This window comes from Herbaspirillum sp. NPDC101397 (assembly GCF_044767325.1).
Classification (GTDB): Bacteria; Pseudomonadota; Gammaproteobacteria; order Burkholderiales; family Burkholderiaceae_D; genus Herbaspirillum.
Map to the genome: position 1 here is coordinate 400,864 of NZ_JBIWNS010000002.1, position 17,857 is coordinate 418,720.

General features: G+C 59.9%; 18 protein-coding genes. 3 read left to right on the forward strand and 15 right to left on the reverse strand.

The window, feature by feature from the left end; all coding sequences use genetic code 11:
• Positions 1–46: 46 nt before the first annotated feature.
• Positions 47–604 (reverse strand): peptidylprolyl isomerase, encoded by a 558-nt coding sequence (locus ACIROW_RS06620; RefSeq protein ID WP_402273266.1) that lies wholly within the window; start codon positions 602–604, stop codon positions 47–49.
• Positions 605–836: 232 nt separating this feature from the next.
• Between ACIROW_RS06620 and ACIROW_RS06625 the strand changes: the two genes are divergently transcribed.
• Positions 837–1,961 (forward strand): JmjC domain-containing protein, encoded by a 1,125-nt coding sequence (locus ACIROW_RS06625; RefSeq protein WP_402273268.1) that lies wholly within the window; start codon positions 837–839, stop codon positions 1,959–1,961.
• A 283-nt stretch (positions 1,962–2,244) separates the two neighbouring features.
• Entirely contained in the window at positions 2,245–2,499 is a 255-nt protein-coding gene (locus ACIROW_RS06630) for a hypothetical protein (protein ID WP_116433604.1), read from the forward strand.
• 183 nt (positions 2,500–2,682) lie between these two features.
• Here the strand turns inward: ACIROW_RS06630 and ACIROW_RS06635 are convergent, their stop codons facing one another.
• The 10 genes from ACIROW_RS06635 to ACIROW_RS06680 form a co-directional block, all read right to left on the reverse strand.
• On the reverse strand, positions 2,683–3,462 hold the full coding sequence (locus tag ACIROW_RS06635; RefSeq protein WP_402273270.1) for an MBL fold metallo-hydrolase: 780 nt from the start codon (positions 3,460–3,462) through the stop codon (positions 2,683–2,685).
• A gap of 57 nt (positions 3,463–3,519) precedes the next feature.
• Entirely contained in the window at positions 3,520–4,686 is a 1,167-nt protein-coding gene (gene bamC / locus ACIROW_RS06640) for an outer membrane protein assembly factor BamC (protein WP_402273273.1), read from the reverse strand.
• 63 nt (positions 4,687–4,749) lie between these two features.
• Positions 4,750–5,628 (reverse strand): 4-hydroxy-tetrahydrodipicolinate synthase, encoded by an 879-nt coding sequence (dapA, locus tag ACIROW_RS06645; RefSeq protein ID WP_402273275.1) that lies wholly within the window; start codon positions 5,626–5,628, stop codon positions 4,750–4,752.
• A gap of 140 nt (positions 5,629–5,768) precedes the next feature.
• A complete protein-coding gene (locus ACIROW_RS06650; RefSeq protein ID WP_402273277.1) occupies positions 5,769–6,968 on the reverse strand; it encodes a tryptophan--tRNA ligase in 1,200 nt (399 codons plus the stop codon).
• 12 nt (positions 6,969–6,980) lie between these two features.
• On the reverse strand, positions 6,981–7,640 hold the full coding sequence (locus ACIROW_RS06655; protein ID WP_029363271.1) for a site-2 protease family protein: 660 nt from the start codon (positions 7,638–7,640) through the stop codon (positions 6,981–6,983).
• A gap of 195 nt (positions 7,641–7,835) precedes the next feature.
• A complete protein-coding gene (locus ACIROW_RS06660; protein ID WP_402273280.1) occupies positions 7,836–8,462 on the reverse strand; it encodes an L-threonylcarbamoyladenylate synthase in 627 nt (208 codons plus the stop codon).
• Between the two features lie 84 nt (positions 8,463–8,546).
• The gene (gene htpX / locus ACIROW_RS06665) at positions 8,547–9,422 is read right to left on the reverse strand and encodes a protease HtpX (protein WP_402273282.1); all 876 of its coding nucleotides are present in this window, start codon (positions 9,420–9,422) and stop codon (positions 8,547–8,549) included.
• Positions 9,423–9,520: 98 nt separating this feature from the next.
• Entirely contained in the window at positions 9,521–10,357 is an 837-nt protein-coding gene (locus ACIROW_RS06670; RefSeq protein ID WP_402273284.1) for a 3',5'-nucleoside bisphosphate phosphatase, read from the reverse strand.
• Between the two features lie 102 nt (positions 10,358–10,459).
• A complete protein-coding gene (locus ACIROW_RS06675; RefSeq protein WP_402273287.1) occupies positions 10,460–11,338 on the reverse strand; it encodes an alpha/beta fold hydrolase in 879 nt (292 codons plus the stop codon).
• 97 nt (positions 11,339–11,435) lie between these two features.
• Complete coding sequence (locus ACIROW_RS06680; protein ID WP_402273289.1) at positions 11,436–12,461, reverse strand: patatin-like phospholipase family protein; 1,026 nt, start codon at positions 12,459–12,461, stop codon at positions 11,436–11,438.
• Between the two features lie 95 nt (positions 12,462–12,556).
• Here ACIROW_RS06680 and ACIROW_RS06685 point away from each other — a divergent pair, with 95 nt between their 5' ends.
• The gene (locus tag ACIROW_RS06685) at positions 12,557–13,153 is read left to right on the forward strand and encodes a TIGR00730 family Rossman fold protein (RefSeq protein ID WP_402273291.1); all 597 of its coding nucleotides are present in this window, start codon (positions 12,557–12,559) and stop codon (positions 13,151–13,153) included.
• Positions 13,154–13,205: 52 nt separating this feature from the next.
• Here ACIROW_RS06685 and ACIROW_RS06690 read toward each other — a convergent pair whose 3' ends face one another.
• From ACIROW_RS06690 to ACIROW_RS06705, 4 genes are all read right to left on the reverse strand, one after another.
• On the reverse strand, positions 13,206–14,447 hold the full coding sequence (locus ACIROW_RS06690) for a cystathionine gamma-synthase family protein (RefSeq protein WP_402273294.1): 1,242 nt from the start codon (positions 14,445–14,447) through the stop codon (positions 13,206–13,208).
• 148 nt (positions 14,448–14,595) lie between these two features.
• Positions 14,596–16,113 carry an amidophosphoribosyltransferase gene (purF, locus tag ACIROW_RS06695; protein ID WP_402273297.1) on the reverse strand — a complete coding sequence of 506 codons (1,518 nt, stop codon included), beginning with the start codon at positions 16,111–16,113 and terminating at the stop codon, positions 14,596–14,598.
• Positions 16,114–16,168: 55 nt separating this feature from the next.
• On the reverse strand, positions 16,169–16,657 hold the full coding sequence (locus ACIROW_RS06700) for a CvpA family protein (protein WP_116433616.1): 489 nt from the start codon (positions 16,655–16,657) through the stop codon (positions 16,169–16,171).
• Positions 16,658–16,742: 85 nt separating this feature from the next.
• Positions 16,743–17,768, reverse strand: coding sequence for an SPOR domain-containing protein (locus tag ACIROW_RS06705; protein WP_402273300.1), 1,026 nt, complete (start codon positions 17,766–17,768; stop codon positions 16,743–16,745).
• Positions 17,769–17,857: the final 89 nt, after the last annotated feature.

A 17,857-nucleotide genomic window follows, 5' to 3' on the forward strand; every position in this document is an offset into this window, starting at 1 on the left:
AACGCAGCCGAGGCTGCGTTTTTCATTGAGGCTGATGCAAGTCGAATCAATGCACGGGATGGCTGCGGAAGTGATCGCCTTCGTCGCCTTCATCATCGCCATGATCGTGACCGTGATCGTGACCATGGTGATGGCCGTGCGGACCGTGCACGTGCTGGTGCTGTACTTCTTCTTCGGTGGCGGCGCGCACTTCGGAGACACTCAGGTCGAAGCGCAGTGCGATGCCGGCCAGCGGATGGTTACCGTCGAGGACAACCTTGTCGTCGGCGATTTCGGTCACGGTGAAGATCACCGCTGCTTCATTCTCGTCATCCGGCGAACCTTCGAACTGCATGCCGACTTCGATTGGCGACGGCAGGCGATTCTTCGGCTCGATCTTGACCAGTTCTGCATCGTATTCGCCGAAGGCGTCGACCGGTTCGACCTGGATCGTGACGGTGTAGCCGGCTTCCTTGCCGTCCAGTGCTTCCTCGATCTTCGGCAGCGTGTTTTCGTAGCCGCCGTGGAGGTAGACCATCGGGTCGCGGCTTTCTTCGATCAGTACGCCCTGGGCGTCGGAGAGCTTGTAGTTGACGGAAACTACGGTATTTTTGGCAATCTTCATGTATGCCCCTTTCGTATGGCGGTATGGCTGGTAAGGCTGTTCATCGGTTACTGCAGGTGGGAAGAACTGCCTGCGCTTGCGGTTGGTGCGGAACCTTGCTGCGACGGTCCCGAGAAGGCATGACATAAGCTTGAATGCGCTGCAATCTGCACCCTGAATTATACCCGTTTGGATGTTTTGTCAGGCAAAAGGCCGCGGCGGCCGACGCTCGCCCAGCGTCTATAATGGCGCCATGAAAAATACCCTCGCTTTGCTCGGCGGCATCAGCCCCGCCACCTTCCTGCGCGATTACTGGCACAAGAAACCCTTGCTGATCCGCCAGGCGATTCCCGCTTTCCAGGCGCCGCTGACGCGCCAGCAATTGTTCGATCTGGCCGGCCGCGAAGACGTCGAATCGCGCCTGATCACGCAGAACGGCAAAGACTGGAAGATGGACCATGGCCCGCTGGCCAAGCTGCCGCCGCTCAAGCAGAAGCAATGGACCATGCTAGTCCAGGGCGTCAACCTGCATGACGACGCCGCCGACGCGCTGCTGCGGGAATTCCGCTTCATTCCCGATGCACGCCTGGACGACCTGATGATCAGCTACGCCAGCGACGGCGGCGGCGTCGGTCCGCATTTCGATTCCTATGACGTGTTCCTGCTGCAGGCACACGGCCAGCGCCGCTGGCGCATCAGCGCGCAAAAGGATTTGTCGCTGGTGGACGGCATGCCGCTGAAGATCCTCAAGAACTTCAAGAGCGAGGAAGAGTTCGTGCTCGAACCGGGCGACATGCTGTACTTGCCGCCGCATTACGCCCATGACGGCGTGGCGGTCGGCGAATGCATGACCTATTCGATCGGCTTCCGCGCGCCGGCATTCCAGGAGCTGGGGGAGGCTTTCCTGCAATTCATGGCCGATTCGATCGATCTGCCCGGCCGCTATGCCGATCCCGAGCTGGAGCCGGCCAAACATCCCGCCGAATTGCCGGAGCAACTGCTCACGCGCGTGGCCGATGAAATCAACAAGATGCGTTTCACCGACGACGACATCACGATTTTCCTCGGCGAATACCTGTCGGAACCGAAAGCCACTACCTACTTCGATCCGGTCGACAAACCGCTCACGCCGGCGCGCTTCGTGCAGGCCGCAAACAAGCGCGGAATCAGGCTTTCACGCAAAACGCAGATGCTGTATCGCGGCAAGCATCTGTTCATCAACGGCGAGTCATTTGCCGTCGGACGCGCCGACAAGGCCTTGCTGGCAGTGCTTGCGGACGAACGGCAACTCGACAAAACGGCGCTTGCACGGGCCTCGAAAGATGTGCTGGAGGCCTTCCACAACTGGTATCAGGACGGCTGGCTTGAGCTTGCTTAACAGGCTTAAAAATTCGACAATTTTTTGTTTTTCGCGTGTTTGCGATGGGCCGGAAACCTGCATGAATAAAGGGCTGACGACAAGCTGACGGGATTTGCGACAATCTTACAAATTCTTACAGAAAAGAATAATTCGCATGTGATTTTCCCAAAATGTAGCTATAATATCGGGCTGGAAAGCTTTCATTGTTGAGCTAACAAGCAAGATGAGGAAAGCATCCTATAGAGCGATAATTACCGGTAATTATTCATCGCAAAATTTTATTATTATTGAAGGAATATTCATGACAAAGACTCTGTTGATCGCATCGTTGTTGGCTGTTGCTCTGGCTGCTTGCGGTAAAAAAGAAGAAGCTCCAGCACCTGCACCAGCACCAGCAGTTGAAGCTCCTGCAGCAGCACCAGCTGCACCAGCAGCTGATGCTAAGCCAGCTGACGCTGCTCCTGCAGCTCCAGCAGCTGACGCTAAGCCAGCTGACGCTGCTCCTGCAGCACCAGCAGCTGACGCTAAGCCAGCTGACGCAGCACCAGCAAAATAATCTTTTGATTATTGGAAAAAGCCGACCGATGGTCGGCTTTTTTTATGCCCGCGCAACTTGCCGCTTACGGCGCTCGCCTCGGTAGCTTCCAGCAGTTCTGCATTCCCCGCCTCCTGCTGCATATCTTGTCGCCCCCGCACTTCCCTGCCGAATACCACCCAACCGCTCCCGCCGCTCGTCTCCTCAGGCGATGCCAATCCAGTCGAAACCCTCTTCCTGGCAAGCGATCATGACTTCACTCGGATGCGCTCCCAATGCGCCGCACAGCGCGGTGCGCGCGAGTTCGGGCGTGTTGTTCTTCAGGCTCAGATGCGCGCCGATCACGGTTTTCAGTTTTTGCTTGTCCAATGCCGCCAGGATTTCAGCACTGGTGTCGTTGGCCAGATGGCCGTAGGCGCCGCCGATACGGCGTTTCAGCGATGGAGGATAGGCGGAATCGGCCAGCATCTGGCGGTCATGATTACACTCCAGCACCAGTGCATCGCAACCACCGAGCGCTTGCACCAGGTGGGCAGTCGATTGGCCGGCGTCAGTCAGCACGCCGAGCTTGCGCGCGCCGTCGCCGGCGACGTATTGCACCGGCTCGCGGGCATCATGCGGAACCGTGTATGGCATCAACGACAAGTCGCCGATGATCACCGCTTCGCTGTCGCGGCAGAAATGCAGCTGGACGTCCTTGCAGGCCTCTTCACCCACGGCCTGGAAGGTGCCGTAGGTCAGCCACACCGGAATGCGGTGGCGCCGGGCGAACTTGAACACGCCGCCCACATGATCCTGGTGTTCATGCGTGACGACGATGCCGTTGATGTCTTGTGGGAGTTTGCCGATGCGAGTCAGGCGACGCTCGGTTTCCTTGATGCCGAAACCGCAATCCAGCATGACCGTGGTGGTGGTCGTGCCGGATGTGCCGGAGATGATGAGGGCGTTGCCTTCGCTGCCGCTGCCGAGACTTGCGAATTTCAACGGTGGACTCGCGAAGGCATGTACTGCTTTACTTCAAATGAGATGAGCTACAAGCACTTACTTCAGCTGGTCGTTCAGCAAGCCGAGGATCTTGTCGGCGATTTGCGAAACTTCCTGCTTGCCGTCGTTGTTCTGGACGGTGATGTCGCTGACGTCACCGGTGCCCTTGACGAAGATACGGTAACGCGCAGCCTTCTTGTCCTTGTCTTTGCTGGAGAACAGCTTGGAGAAGAAGCCTTCGCTTTCCTTGTCCTTGGCGTCCTGGTTCTGATCGACGTAGCGCACGAAATACAGGCCTTGCGTACGATCGCGGTCTTCCACGGTGAAGCCGACGCGGTCAAGCGCCAGACCCACGCGGCGCCATGCACGGTCGAAACTTTCGTCAACCTGGACGCTGGAACCGTTGGCGGTCTTGAGCAGCTTGGAACGAGCCTGCAGTGTCGGCGCATTGGCGACGGCAGCCTTGGCCTTGGTTTCTTCGGCGCCCAGACGCACCATCAGGCGCGCCAGGAATTCAGCTTCAAGGCCTGGATCGGAAGGACGCGCAGTCCAGACCGAGGTTTCCTTGGCCGAACCGGTCAGCACTTCTTCGGCGCCGCGGTGGCTCACGAAGATTTCTGTGGTGCCGTTCGGGCCGCGCTCCAGGCGGGTGCGGAATTTGTCACGCTCGCCGGTCGAGTACAGCGAATCGAATACTTTGCCCAGCGTGCTGCGGATGAAGTCCTGCGGGATCTTGGCGCGGTTTTCAGCCCAATCGGTTTCCATCACGCCGGTATCCTGCGATTCGACGTTGATCAGGAAGCCGGAATCCTGCCAGAAGTCCTTGATCGGTCCCCACAGTTGCTCCGGCGTCTGCGACACAACCAGCCAACGCTGGGTGCCGTCACGCTCGATGCGCAGGTCGCCCTTGGCCGCGGGTGCTACCGCAGCAGCATCGGTTGCCGGACGGGTTTTTTGTTCCAGGTTGTAGCCTGAGGCAGTGGCGACACCCTTGTTCGATTCAGGAATCGCATAGCGATTGTCGCGCTGGAGCTGGGTCAGGTCAGGCGGCACTTCAAGTCGTGGCCCCTTGGCTTTTTCCGCGCTCTTGTAATCGATACGATCCCCTTCCAGCATGTTGCTGACGGCGCTGCATCCGGCCAGGCTGGTAAAAGCCAGGGCAATGATGAGAGCACGTTGTGGAAGGAGACGTGAAGCAGAGTGAACGTTCTTGCGAATTGTCATATCGTTGCAATGAAAAGCGGGTTCGGGTTCAAGGGAAAACGACACTGCCGTTTAGTTAATTAATTATTTTAATACACCGGACTCGCGCAACGCAGCACGCACGGTATCGTGATATGCAGCGCCCAGCGGAGCCAGCGGCAAACGCATGCCGGATTCTATCAGGCCCATTTCGGTCATCGCCCATTTCAGCGGAACCGGATTTGGTTCGACGAACAGCTTGTTATGCAACGGCAGCATCTTGTTGTTCAGCTCGATCGCCCGGGCGAGGTTGCCACCCATGGCTGCCGCGCACAACTCGTGCATGTCGCGCGGCGCAATGTTGGCCGTCACCGAAATATTGCCCTGGCCACCGTACAGCATCAGCGCGAACGCAGTCGGATCGTCGCCGGAATAGACCGCGAACGACTTCGGCGCCAGACGGATCAGATCTGTGCCGCGACCGATGTTGCCGGTAGCGTCCTTGACGCCGACGATGCCCTTGACTTGCGCCAAGCGCAGGATGGTCTCGTTGCTCATGTCGGCAACGGTGCGACCGGGGACGTTGTACAGGATCACCGGAAGATCGACTGCTTCGGCGATCTTCTTGAAGTGCAGGTACATGCCCTCTTGCGTCGGACGGTTGTAGTAAGGAACGACCTGCAGCGAGGCGTCGGCGCCGACTTTCTTGGCAAACTCGGTCAGCTCGATGGCTTCCGAAGTCGAATTACCGCCGGTGCCGGCGATGATGGGAATGCGTTTGGCGGTGTGCTCAACCGCCACCTTGATCAGTTCGGAGTGTTCCTCGACCGAAACGGTCGGCGATTCGCCGGTCGTACCGACGATCACGATGCCGTCGGTGCCCTCTGCGATATGCCAATCAATCAATTTGCGCAGGCCCGGGAAATCGAGACTGCCATCCGGATGCATCGGCGTGACGATGGCGACTATGCTGCCCTTGATCATGATGTTAGTACGTAATGAGAATACGGTTGAAAATAAAAGACCGATTGTAGCGGATAGCCACTGCTATCGGTCAATTTGTTCAGATTTGCTTACATAGTTCCTGCAAGCTGCAGGTTCCGTTACCGGCGTTGCCACGGCGATCAATAACCCAACCCCATGGCTTCGCGCACGTCGCGCATGGTGTCCTGCGCCAGCTTGCGTGCAGTATCGCAGCCGTCGGCGATGATCGCGCGCACCAGCGACGGATCGTCGATGTATTGCTGTGCGCGCTCGAGCATCGGCTGCTGTTCCACGAGAATGGCGTCGATCACGGGCTGCTTGCATTCCAGGCAACCGATGCCGGCCGAGCGGCAGCCCTTGTCGACCCATTGCCGCACGGCATCGTCGGAGTACACCAGGTGGAATTGCCACACCGGGCATTTGCCCGGATCGCCCGGATCGGTGCGGCGCACGCGTTGCGGGTCGGTCGGCATGGTGCGGACCTTCTTGGTGACCGATTCCTTGTCTTCGCGCAGCGCAATGGCGTTGCCGTAGCTTTTCGACATCTTGGCGCCGTCCAGGCCGGGCAGGCGCGAGGCTTCGGTCAGCAAGGCCTGCGGCTCGGTCAGGATCAGCTTGCGGCTGCCTTCAAGATAGCCGAACAGGCGCTCGCGGTCGATCATGGACAAATTCTGCGCGTCGTCGAGCATGGCCTTGGCCTGCTCCAGCGCCTCTTCGTTGCCCTGCTCCTGGAACTGCGTGCGCAGCTCCTGATACAGCTTGGAGCGCTTGCCGCCGAGTTTCTTGACGGCTTCGCGGGCTTTTTCCTCGAAGCCTTTTTCCTTGCCGTACAGATGGTTAAAGCGGCGCGAAATCTCGCGCATCATTTCGATATGCGGGATCTGATCTTCGCCCACCGGCACTTGGCTGGCGCGGTAGATCAGCACGTCGGCCGCCTGCAGCAAGGGATAGCCGAGGAAGCCGTAGGTCGCGAGGTCGCGGTCGGCGAGCTTTTCCTGCTGGTCCTTGTAGGTCGGCACGCGCTCCAGCCAACCCAGCGGCGTGGCCATCGAGAGCAGCAGGTGCAGCTCGGCATGCTCGGGCACACGCGACTGGATGAACAAGGTCGATTGCGAGGGATCAACACCGGCGGCGAGCCAGTCGATCACCATTTCCCAGGTGCTGGTTTCGATGACGCTGGGGTCGTCGTAATGCGTCGTCAGCGCATGCCAGTCGGCCACGAAGAACAGGCAAGGCAGTTCGGATTGCAGCTTGACCCAGTTCTTCAGGGCGCCGTGGTAATGGCCCAGATGCAGCGCGCCCGTGGGGCGCATACCGGATACAACGCGATCAGGATACATGATTGTAAGTCTTCAGAAAAAGAAGGATATCGGCGACACGATCAGTTGCAGCAGGCTGCCTGCCAGGTACATCACCGGCGCCATCCACCAGGTGTAAATCACCTTGAGCAGCACCAGCGCCATCACGATGAAAAAACCGTACGGCTCGATCTGTGCAAATTTATACGCATATCGGTTCGGCAGCAAACTGGTCAGTATGCGGCCGCCGTCGAGCGGTGGAATCGGGAACAGGTTGAACGCGAACATGACAAGATTGGTCAGTACACCGGCCTTGGCCATGAGCATGAAAAATTCTTCTTCGACGCCGCCGATGGCCAGCGCGTAAATCATCAGCGTCCAGATCAGCGCCATCAGGAAATTGGCGGCCGGGCCGGCCAGCGCCACCCAGGCCATGTCGCGCTTTGGCTTGCGCAGCTTGCCGAAGTCCAGCGGCACCGGTTTGGCGTAGCCGAACAGGAAAGCGCCGCTGGTGGCGAAATACAGCAGCACCGGGATGACGATGGTGCCGAAGGGATCAATGTGCTTGAGGGGATTGAGGCTCATGCGCCCCATCATGTACGCGGTATTGTCGCCGAAGTACTTGGCTGCGAAGGCATGTGCTGCCTCGTGCAGAGTAATCGCGAACAGTACCGGGAGCGCATACACTGCGACAGTCTGGATAAGATCATTCATGGGTGCGAATTTTAGCAGAGGGACACGGACGGTCCGGGAGAATATCGACCGTCTTCCAACGGAAAGCGCGCCGATCGCGAGATGATATTATCAAAAAGACAATTCATTCCATGCAAAACGATATAAACCGCCTAAAACGAAAACGGACCGCAACATGGCGGCCCGCTCCTGAGGGAATTAATTTCCAGGGAGGAATTACAAACCGAACGGCGTGGCGTCGCCCCGTCCCTGCCTGACCAACACCGGTTCGTTGTCGTCGCTGAGGTCGATCACGGTGGTCGGCTCCAGGCTGCAGGCGCCGCTGTCGATGACCAGTTCGATCTGTTTTTCGAGGCGTTCACGGATTTCCTCGGCGTCGGTCAACGCATCTTCCTGATCGGGAAGGATCAGCGTGGTGCCGATCAGCGGCTCGCCCAGTTCGGCCAGCAAGGCGTGGGCGATCTGGTTTTCCGGCACGCGCAGGCCGATGGTCTTGCGCGAGGGATGGCTCAACCGGCGCGGCACCTCCTTGGTGGCTTCCAGAATGAAGGTGTACGGCCCCGGCGTGGCAGCCTTGAGCAAACGGTATTGGCGATTGTCTACCTTGGCGTATTGCGCGATTTCGCTGAGGTCGCGGCACAGCAGGGTCAGATGGTGCTTCTCGTCGACGCCGCGGATGCGGCGCAGGCGTTCCACCGCGTCCTTGTTGTCGAGCTGGCATACCAGCGCGTAACAGGAATCGGTCGGCAAAGCCACGATGCCGCCGCCATGGATGATCTGTGCGGCCTGCTTGACCAGGCGCAGCTGCGGGTTGTCGGGATGGATCTGGAAAAACTGACTCATGGGTCCTTCAAATTAGACGAATCAACTGTATGTCAAAAGGCAAAAACGGCGGTTGTGACGCCGCCGTTTTGTGCCGTCACCTACTTAGCGCTGGCCGCGCAGCGCAGCGATGCGTTGCTCCATCGGCGGGTGCGTCGAAAACAATTCCATGAAACCCGGCTTGTCGCTGATGCCCATCGCCGCCATCGATTGCGGCAAGCCGGCGGAGGAAATGCCGCCCAACCGCGCCAGCGCGTTGATCATCGGTTGCGGACCGCCAAGCAATTTGGCGGAACCGGCGTCGGCGCGGAATTCGCGGTGGCGCGAGAACCAGGCCACGATCATCGAGGCGCCGATGCCGAACACGATCTGGCACACCATGACGGTGACCATATAGCCGATGCCGGGACCGGAGTCGTCATTGCTGCGGCGCAGCGCCGAGTCGACGAAGTACCCGACCACGCGCGACAGGAACACCACGAAGGTATTCACCACACCTTGGATCAGCGTCATCGTCACCATGTCGCCGTTGGCGATGTGGGCGACTTCGTGGCCGAGCACTGCTTCGACTTCTTCCTTGGTCATGCCTTGCAGTAAACCGGTCGAGACCGCCACCAAGGCAGAATCCTTGAACGCGCCGGTGGCGAAGGCGTTCGGTTCACCTTCATAGACGGCCACTTCAGGCATGCCGATGCCGGCGCGCTGGGCCAGCTTGCTGACGGTGTTGACCAGCCAGACTTCAGTCGAATTGACCGGCGTGTCGATCACGCGCGCACCGGTGCTCCACTTCGCCATGGTCTTGCTCATCAGCAGCGAAATGATCGAACCGGTAAAACCGACCACGATTGAAAACACCAGCAGCATCGGCAAGTTCAGGCCGGAACGCGTCAGGAATTTGTCCACGCCGAGCAGCGACAAGATCACGCTCATCACCACCAGCACGGCAATATTGGTCGCGAGGAAGAGGAATATGCGTTTCATCCGGAAAACTCCTATCAGGAAAGTGGTTATTAGATAGGAACAATTGGGGAGAAATCAAGAGACTTGTACGCGCCCGGCATACGGTGCGGGCGCAGGGCTTACAAGTCCCAGTCGTGCCAGACCGGCGTCAGGCCCGAAGGTAGCGGCGGCAAGGCGCCCAGATCGACGCGCGATTCTCCCGGACCATGAAAATCCGAGCCGATCGAGGCCAGGAAGCCGAAACGCTTGGCCACGCGGGCATATTCCTCGTACTGATCGGGTGTGTGGCTGCCGGTGGTGACTTCGATGGCGGCGCCGCCGTGTTGCTTGAACTCATCGAACAAGGCGCCGAATTCGAGCTCGCTGTACTGGTAACGGCCCGGATGGGCGATCACCGCTACACCGCCGGCGCCGCGGATCCAGTCGACCGATTCCTTGAGCGACGCCCAGCGATGCGGCACGTAACCCGGTTTGCCTTCGCACAGGTAGTTGCGGAACACTTCCTTGGTATCGGCGCAGCGGCCGGTTTCGACGATGTAACGGGCGAAATGGGTACGCGACATCAGGTCGGGATTGCCGACGTGTTTTAACGCGCCGTCGAAAGCGTCGGGGATGCCGGCGACTTCGAGTTCGGCGGCAATGTCGCGCGCACGCCGCTCGCGACCGTTGCGTGTGGCAGCCAGCCCCTCCACCAGCGCGGTGTTGGTTTCATCGATGCGCAGCCCGACGATATGCACGGTCTGGCCGGCCCAGGTCACCGAAATCTCGACGCCCGGGATGTAACGCAGGTCGAGCTCTTGCGCCGCCTTGCGTGCGAGGGCGATGCCGCTGATTTCGTCATGGTCGGTCAGCGCCCAGACGTCGACGCCGTTGGCCTTGGCGCGCGCAGCCACATCCGCCGGCGGCAGCAAGCCGTCGGAGACGTTGGAGTGGCAGTGCAGATCGACGTTGAGCATGACGGGCGAGACCTCGGAAAGGGAGAAAAAGATGTCCCCATTGTACGCCGCCTGCGCCGTCTCTGCTGCACGTGCACACGCGGCGGCCTTGCTGCGCCGGGCTTATTCCGCAAGGAAACGCTCGATTGCCGCAGCCAGCAATTCGGGCTGGTCGTGATGCAGCATGTGACCGGCGTCTGGAATGATTTCCGTGCGCACGTTCGGGATGAAGGCGATGCGGCGGTCGATCTCGGCGCGCATCAGCGTGTTGTCGCCGAACCATCGCCAGATGTCGGTTTCCGCCGCTTCCACCCACAACACCGGAGCGCTGATCCGGGCCCAGCAGGCGGTCACTTCGTCGACGCGATACAGCAGCGGATTGGTGTTCTTGTGCGCGGGGTCGCCGAGGATTTCCCAGTTGCCCTCATCGTTCTGCCCGGCCCAATGCGCAGCCAGGAACACCGCGCGTTCGCGGCTCAGGCGCGGATTGGTTTTTTGCAGGCGGGCGATGACGCCGTCGAGCGAGGGATAGGAACGCATCTCCGGCTTTTCCAGCAACTCGTCGAGCCACTTGGCGAAACGTCCGGGCGCATCTTCCGGCTTGGTGCCGGGCAGGCCGAAACCCTCCAGGTTGACCAGTTTGGCGATGCGCTGCGGACGTACGCCAGCGTACAGGCCGACGACATTTCCTCCGAGGCTGTGACCGAGCAGGTTGACCGCCTCGTTGGGGGAGTAATGCAGCAGCAACGCGTCGAGATCAGCGAGGTAATCGGGGTACCAGTAGGTGTCGGCCTGCGGCCGTTCGGTCAGGCCGAAGCCGCGCCAGTCGGGCGCGATGACGTGCCATTCCTTTTGCAGGCAATCGACCATGAACTGGAAGGACGCCGAGATATCCATCCAGCCATGCACCATGAACAGCTTGGGCGCTTGCGGGTCGCCCCAGTGGCGAACGTGGTACCGCAGGCCGCGGATGTCGAGGTATTCGGAACGGGATGGCTTCATGGATGGAGATCGAGGGCTATCGGAAAGCCTCACAGTATAAGCCTCCCCGCCTTCGCCTGCCCTGCCGCACCTTGTGTTCTTGTGCCTCCCGGCGCACCTATTGCAGGTAGCGCCCCAGGTCGAACGAGGATTTCAGGCCGAGCATGTGGAAGTTCTTTTCCAGCCAGCGCCCCGCTGCCTGCCGCCCTTCGTCGTGAAGTCCATGGATGAACGAGGTCTTGGTGTTGAGTTTGCTCATGACGTCGAGCTGGCTCATGAGGTCGTTGGCCTCCACCAGGTGCATGTTGAGCTTGCGCAGGCGGCGCTCCAGCGTGCCGAAGGCGAACATGGCGTTCTCCGCTTCGCGCTTGGCCAGCGCCAGACCGCCGAGTTCGGTGAAGAAGGCCGAGCTGAAACTGATTTCGCTCAGGCGCTGGCCGATTTCCTGCGTCGAAGTCGGCGTGCCGGGCCGGCTGCACGGATGCAGCAAGACCACCAGCAAATCGCGCGCGGAACACAGGTGCAGCAAGGGAAAGATCGGCGGATTGGCGGTCAGGCCGCCATCCCAATAGGTTTCGCCATCGATTTCCACCGGCCGGTGCATCGACGGCAGGCAGGCCGAGGCAAGCAAGGCGTCCACGGTCAGATCACGATTGCGGAAAATTTTCAACGTGCCGGTGCTGACCCGGGTCGCTGCGATGAACAGCTTGATGTCGCCGGTGCTGCGCAGGCGCTCGAAATCGACCTGTTCTTCAAGGATGTCGCGCAGCGGATTGATGTCGAGCGGATTGAGCTGGGTCGGCGAAAAGAAACGCGTCATCGCCAGTAAGGCATGCATCGCCGCCGGCGTGCTCTGGTTCAGCAGGCTGGAGCCGCCGGGCAGCATTTCCGGTGGCAGGAAACTGAACGGCTCCTTGGTGGCAATACGCCCCCAGAATGCCGCCAGGGCTGCGCGCGCGCCTTCACGTCCGCCCAGGTTGTAGCCGTGCGCCAGCACCGTGGCGTTCATGGCGCCGGCGCTGGCGCCGCTGATGCCTTCGAAGGCGATGCGTTCGTCTTCCAGCAAGCGGTCCAGCACACCCCAGGTAAATGCGCCGTGCGAGCCGCCGCCTTGTAACGCCAGTGTCACGATCTTGTTTTGCATGCTGTTCCTTGATAAACCTTCATGCTGCCTGTCACGATCAGGTCTTGTCCTCATGTTATAACATGGCGGTATTGATTAATCCGAGCGAAAGAAAAATGAAATCCATCTGTGTATATTGCGGCTCCTCCGTCGGCGCCTCTGAAGTCTACGCACAAGGCGCGCGCGCGCTGGCGCAGCAAATGGTCAAGGACAACATTGCCCTGGTTTACGGCGGCGGCAACGTCGGGCTGATGGGCGTGATTGCAACGGAAGTGATGCGTCTCGGCGGCGAAGCCACCGGCGTCATTCCAAAAGCGTTGCTGGACAAGGAACTGGGCCACAACGGCCTGACCCGCCTGCACATCGTCAAGGACATGCACGAACGCAAGGCCATGATGGCGGAATTGTCGGACGGTTTTGTTGCCATGCCGGGCGGCATGGGTACTCTGGAAGAATTGTTTGAAGTGCTGACCTGGGCGCAGCTGGGCTTCCACTACAAGCCGATCGGGCTGCTCAACGTCGATGGCTTTTACGACAACCTGATCGCCTTCATCGAACACCTGGTGTCGCAGCGTTTCCTGACGGCCGAGCAATCACTGCTGATGATGCACGATGCGGATCCGGCCAACCTGGTCCAGCGTTTCAAGACCTACAAACCCAGCTACACCAACAAGTGGGCCGACCACAAGGCTGCAAACAAGCTGTTGCCGTAAGCCTCGCGCGGTATCAAGCCATGCCGGTAGCGACCGGCATGGCTTCTTCAGATCAAGAATCCAGCGCCTGCCTGAAGTCGTCGACCAGGTCGGCGGTATCTTCCAAGCCGATGGAAACACGAATCAGCGATTCGGCGATTCCCATCGCCGCACGGCGCTCCTGCCCCATTTCAAAGAAGATCGTGTGCGCCACCGGAATTACCAGCGTGCGCGTGTCGCCCAGGTTGCTCGACGCCACCGCCAGTTGCAGGCGGTTCAGGTAGTCGAAGCAGTCGATGCCATCCTTCAGTTCAAAACTCAGCAAGCTGCCGTAGGAACGGAACAGCTCGGTCGCCAGCGCGTGTTGCGGATGCGAGGGTAATCCCGGGTAATACACCGCCGCCACGCGCGGATCGGCGTCGAGCATCTGCGCCACGGCGAGCGCGTTGGCGCATTCGCGATCCTGGCGCAGCGCAATGGTTTCGGCGCCGACAGCGATGTGATGCGCCGCTTCGGGTCCGAGCGAAGCGCCGAAGTCGCGCAAGGCCTTGGCGCGGATCTGCGCCATGCCCCACTGCGGCTGTGGATTCTTTTTGTAGTTGTCGGCGATGTGCGGATAACGCGACCAGTCGTATAAACCCGTGTCGGTCAGCGCGCCACCCAGCGCGTTGCCGTGGCCGCCGATCGACTTGGTCAGTGAATTGACCACCAGTCCGGCGTTGACCGCCTTGGGTTGGAACAGATAGGGAGACGTCATCGTGTTGTCGACGATGTACAGGATGCCGCGTTCGCGGCACAGCTCGCCGATACGCTTGAGGTCGGCGATCTGGGTGCGCGGATTGGCGATGGTTTCGACGAAGACGATGCGCGTCTGCGGCGTCAGTGCGGCCTCCACCAGCTTGACGTCGGTGGCGTCCACCATCGACACGCGCGCACCTTGCGCATGCACCGTCATCCACATGCTGTTGGTATTGCCGAACAAGAAAGCCGACGACACCACGTGGTCGCCTTCGCGCAGCAGCCCCTGGATCACGGCGCCGATGGCGGCCATGCCTGTGGCGAAGCAGATCGTCGAGAGACCGCCTTCCATCCTGGTAACCTTGTCTTCCAGCGCCGACACGGTCGGATTGCCCTGGCGACCGTAGCGATAGCCCGATTGCTTGCCCTGGAATACTTCGGCCAACTGGCGCGCATCCTTGTAGCCGAAGGCGACCGAGGTGTGGATGGGCTTGTGCAGGGAACCATGCTCGATGTCCTTTTGACGATCGCTGTGCAAAATGGTGGTGGTGAAACCGTAGCTCTTCTTGTCGTTCATAGATGTGGAGGTATGAGGCGGTAAATCGTCGGAGAACAGTGATGATAAGCCAGTTCCGCGACGGCCGCAGCATTGCGGTAGCGCCAATGATAAACGCCGGACGCCATAGCGGCGGTCCGGCGTTGATCTTGTCCGACGACGGGGGAAATCAGTCCACGCGCGCCAGATTCAGGTTCAGTTGCGAACGGACAGCATCTTCCAAAGCCGGTTTCGGATTCTTGCGGGCGAACTCGATACGATCGAGGTAGTCGCGCGAGATGTCGCCGGTGATGTAGTTGCCGTCGAAGCACGATGCTTCGAAATTGCGCAATGCCGGATTGATGTCGGAGATCGAACGCTTCAGGTCTTCCACGTCCTGGTACACCAGCGCGTCGGCAGTGATTTCGCGGCAGACTTCTTCGTCGGTGCGGCCGTAGGCGATCAGTTCGTCGCGCGTCGGCATGTCGATGCCGTAGACGTTCGGGAACTTCACCGGCGGCGCCGCCGAAGCGAAGATCACGCGCTTGGCGCCGGCTTCACGCGCCATTTGCACGATCTCGCGGCTGGTCGTGCCACGCACGATCGAATCATCGACCAGCAGCACGCTCTTGCCCTTGAATTCGGAACCGATGGCGTTGAGCTTCTGGCGTACCGACTTCTTGCGCAGGCCCTGGCCCGGCATGATGAAGGTGCGGCCGATGTAGCGGTTCTTGATGAAGCCTTCGCGATAGTCGAGGTTCAGCTTGAGCGCCAGTTCCATCGCAGCAGGACGCGACGAATCGGGGATCGGCATGACGACGTCGATTTCGCCGCTGGCGATTTCGCGACGGACCTTCTCGGCCAGGTATTCACCCATCTTCAGGCGGCTGGCGTAGACCGAAGCGCCGTCGATGACCGAGTCCGGACGGGCCAGGTAGACGAATTCGAACGCGCAAGGGTTCAGCGTCGGATTATCCGCGCATTGCTGGTTGTACAGCTTGCCGTCGTTGTCGATGAAGATCGCTTCGCCCGGCATCACATCGCGCAGGAAGCGGAAACCGAGGCCTTCCAGCGCCACGGATTCGCTCGCCAGCATGTATTCCGAACCCTTGTCGGTTTCGTTGAAACCCAGGCACATCGGGCGGATGCCGTAAGGATCGCGGAAGCCCAGCAGGCCGTAACCGGCGATCTGCGCCACCACGGCGTAGGAGCCGCGCACGCGCTTGTGGACCATCGCAACAGCCTTGAACACGGCAGCCGGATCGAGCGAGTAGCCGGTCGTGGCCTGCTGCAATTCATGCGCAAACACGTTGACCAGCACTTCGGTGTCGGAATCGGTGTTGAGGTGGCGGCGGTCGTTCTTGAACATCTCGACCTTGAGCTGCTCGGTGTTGGTCAGGTTGCCGTTATGCACCAGGATGATGCCGAACGGCGCATTGACGTAGAACGGCTGCGCTTCCTCTTCGCTGGAGCTGCCGGCGGTCGGATAGCGCACCTGGCCGAGGCCGGTGTTGCCCGGCAGCGAACGCATATTGCGGGTACGGAACACATCGCGCACCAGACCGTTGGCCTTGTGCATCGAAAAACCGTTTGCGTGGTTGGTTGCGATACCCGCTGCATCCTGACCGCGATGCTGCAGAAGCAGCAGGGCATCATAGAGCAACTGGTTGACTGGACTATGGGAAACGACGCCGACAATGCCACACATGGTGGACTCCTAAGCAAAAACAAACGAAGAAACGAAACCAACAAACAAAACAAAATCAAAAATGGACGTGCTGTGCGAACTGCCCCGGCAAATACGGTTTGGCGGTCTCGGCGGCGGTTTCCGCCAGCGAACTGAAACGCGCTTCTTTCCAGAATGGCTGCTGCGGAATCGACGTCGTACCGCATAACAACACCACCGCCAGCACGATCACCGCGCCGCGCGCCAGGCCGAATACCGCGCCCAGACTGCGATCGATCAGCGACAGGCCGCTCGCCTTGACCACTTCCGACATCGCCCTGGTCACCAGCCCCATCAACAGGCGTGTACCGATGAACAACACGATGAATCCCACAATCAATCTCGTCGACTCGCCCGGAATCACGTCAGGCAACATCTGCGCCAATGCTTCACCATAGGCGTTGGCGACGACTAATGCAATTATCCAGCTGGCCAGCGACAACACTTCGCGCACCAGTCCGCGCAACATGCTGATGACCACCGAACAGGCCAGCACCAGCAAGACCAGGTAATCGAAGATCGTCACGACGACAAACCCGGCGAAGAATTAAACGATGAAGCGGGCAACAACACAGGCAACATGAGCAATATGCGACCGGATGCCATCAAATTCAAGCCGGCACGACCGTGGCGTTCAGGCCAAGCTTGTTGATCTTGGCGCGCATCTTGTCGGCTTCGTCGCGGCTGGCAAACGGGCCGACGCGGATGCGCGTGCGGTCGCCCGATTGCGTCGCCACTTTTTGCGTGTACGACTTGATGCCTGCACCGTTGAGCTTGCCGCGCAGTTCATCAATTTTTTCCTGCGTCGCCAACGCAGCTACCTGGATCACGAACTTGCCGCCTGCAGCGGGCGTCGGCGCGGGTTTCTTGTCGGCGGCGGCAGGCTTGCCCTCCAGGATCGCCAGCGCGCGCGCAGCGTCATCAGGCTTGTCCGCAGCCTTCGGCTTGCCGGCTTCCTTCACGTCCTTCTTGTGATCGTCTTTGTGTTCGGCTGGTTTGGCGGCGGCCTTGCTGTCTTTAACGTCGGCTTTAGAATCAGCTTTAACTTCAGCTTTAACTTCAGGCTTGGCAGCCGGCTTTTCAATGGGCTTCTCCACCACGACCGGCGGCGTCGGGGTTGCCGGTTTGGCGACTTGCGCCAGCGGAGCATTGGCCGGACCGGACGGCATTGCCGACGCGCCTGGCGCAATCGCCGGCTTTTCGACGCCGGCGTTCATGGTGGCGGGGTCGACGAATTCTTCTTTCGGCTCAGCAGCGGCCTTGGATTTGTCGGCCGCAGCCGACGAAGCAACGGCATCCTTGGCGGCATCTTTGCCGTCCTTGGAAGGTATCTGAATGGCAATATCGTCAGCCAGCGGGCGCGGCTCGGAATCGAGGATCATCGGCAACACGATAACCACCGCCAGCACCAGCGCCACTGCGCCGATCAGTCGACGGCGTGCGCGTTTCTTTTCGGGCAGAACCGGATCGACAGACTCGTCTTTGCCGGCCTTACCGGACTTGCGTGCGTTCCCGGCACTACGGCCGCCGCGACTATTTTGCGCCGCCGGGTCGCCTCCTGCGGAACGCGAGAGGAATTCGCCCTGGCCGGAAGCAGATTCCTGCTTGTTTTTACGAAAAAACGAGAACAAGCCCATGCTGATTTAAGTTAGGTAGTCTGAAAAATGCGTAGGTGCAACAAATACCGAAGATCGCTGAACATGCAGCGCAAACGGCGCGAACTCAG

Bases quoted from the DNA above. Each gene is read 5' to 3' on its own strand.
- ACIROW_RS06620 (WP_402273266.1), bottom strand. From the start codon at position 604: ATGAAGATTGCCAAAAATACCGTAGTTTCCGTCAACTACAAGCTCTCC.
- purF (WP_402273297.1), bottom strand. From the start codon at position 16,113: ATGTGTGGCATTGTCGGCGTCGTTTCCCATAGTCCAGTCAACCAGTTG.
- ACIROW_RS06655 (WP_029363271.1), bottom strand. From the start codon at position 7,640: ATGAATGATCTTATCCAGACTGTCGCAGTGTATGCGCTCCCGGTACTG.
- ACIROW_RS06650 (WP_402273277.1), bottom strand. From the start codon at position 6,968: ATGTATCCTGATCGCGTTGTATCCGGTATGCGCCCCACGGGCGCGCTG.
- ACIROW_RS06660 (WP_402273280.1), bottom strand. From the start codon at position 8,462: ATGAGTCAGTTTTTCCAGATCCATCCCGACAACCCGCAGCTGCGCCTG.
- ACIROW_RS06630 (WP_116433604.1), top strand. From the start codon at position 2,245: ATGACAAAGACTCTGTTGATCGCATCGTTGTTGGCTGTTGCTCTGGCT.
- ACIROW_RS06625 (WP_402273268.1), top strand. From the start codon at position 837: ATGAAAAATACCCTCGCTTTGCTCGGCGGCATCAGCCCCGCCACCTTC.
- ACIROW_RS06685 (WP_402273291.1), top strand. From the start codon at position 12,557: ATGAAATCCATCTGTGTATATTGCGGCTCCTCCGTCGGCGCCTCTGAA.
- ACIROW_RS06705 (WP_402273300.1), bottom strand. From the start codon at position 17,768: ATGGGCTTGTTCTCGTTTTTTCGTAAAAACAAGCAGGAATCTGCTTCC.
- dapA (WP_402273275.1), bottom strand. From the start codon at position 5,628: ATGATCAAGGGCAGCATAGTCGCCATCGTCACGCCGATGCATCCGGAT.
- htpX (WP_402273282.1), bottom strand. From the start codon at position 9,422: ATGAAACGCATATTCCTCTTCCTCGCGACCAATATTGCCGTGCTGGTG.
- ACIROW_RS06670 (WP_402273284.1), bottom strand. From the start codon at position 10,357: ATGCTCAACGTCGATCTGCACTGCCACTCCAACGTCTCCGACGGCTTG.
- ACIROW_RS06680 (WP_402273289.1), bottom strand. From the start codon at position 12,461: ATGCAAAACAAGATCGTGACACTGGCGTTACAAGGCGGCGGCTCGCAC.
- ACIROW_RS06690 (WP_402273294.1), bottom strand. From the start codon at position 14,447: ATGAACGACAAGAAGAGCTACGGTTTCACCACCACCATTTTGCACAGC.
- ACIROW_RS06675 (WP_402273287.1), bottom strand. From the start codon at position 11,338: ATGAAGCCATCCCGTTCCGAATACCTCGACATCCGCGGCCTGCGGTAC.
- bamC (WP_402273273.1), bottom strand. From the start codon at position 4,686: ATGACAATTCGCAAGAACGTTCACTCTGCTTCACGTCTCCTTCCACAA.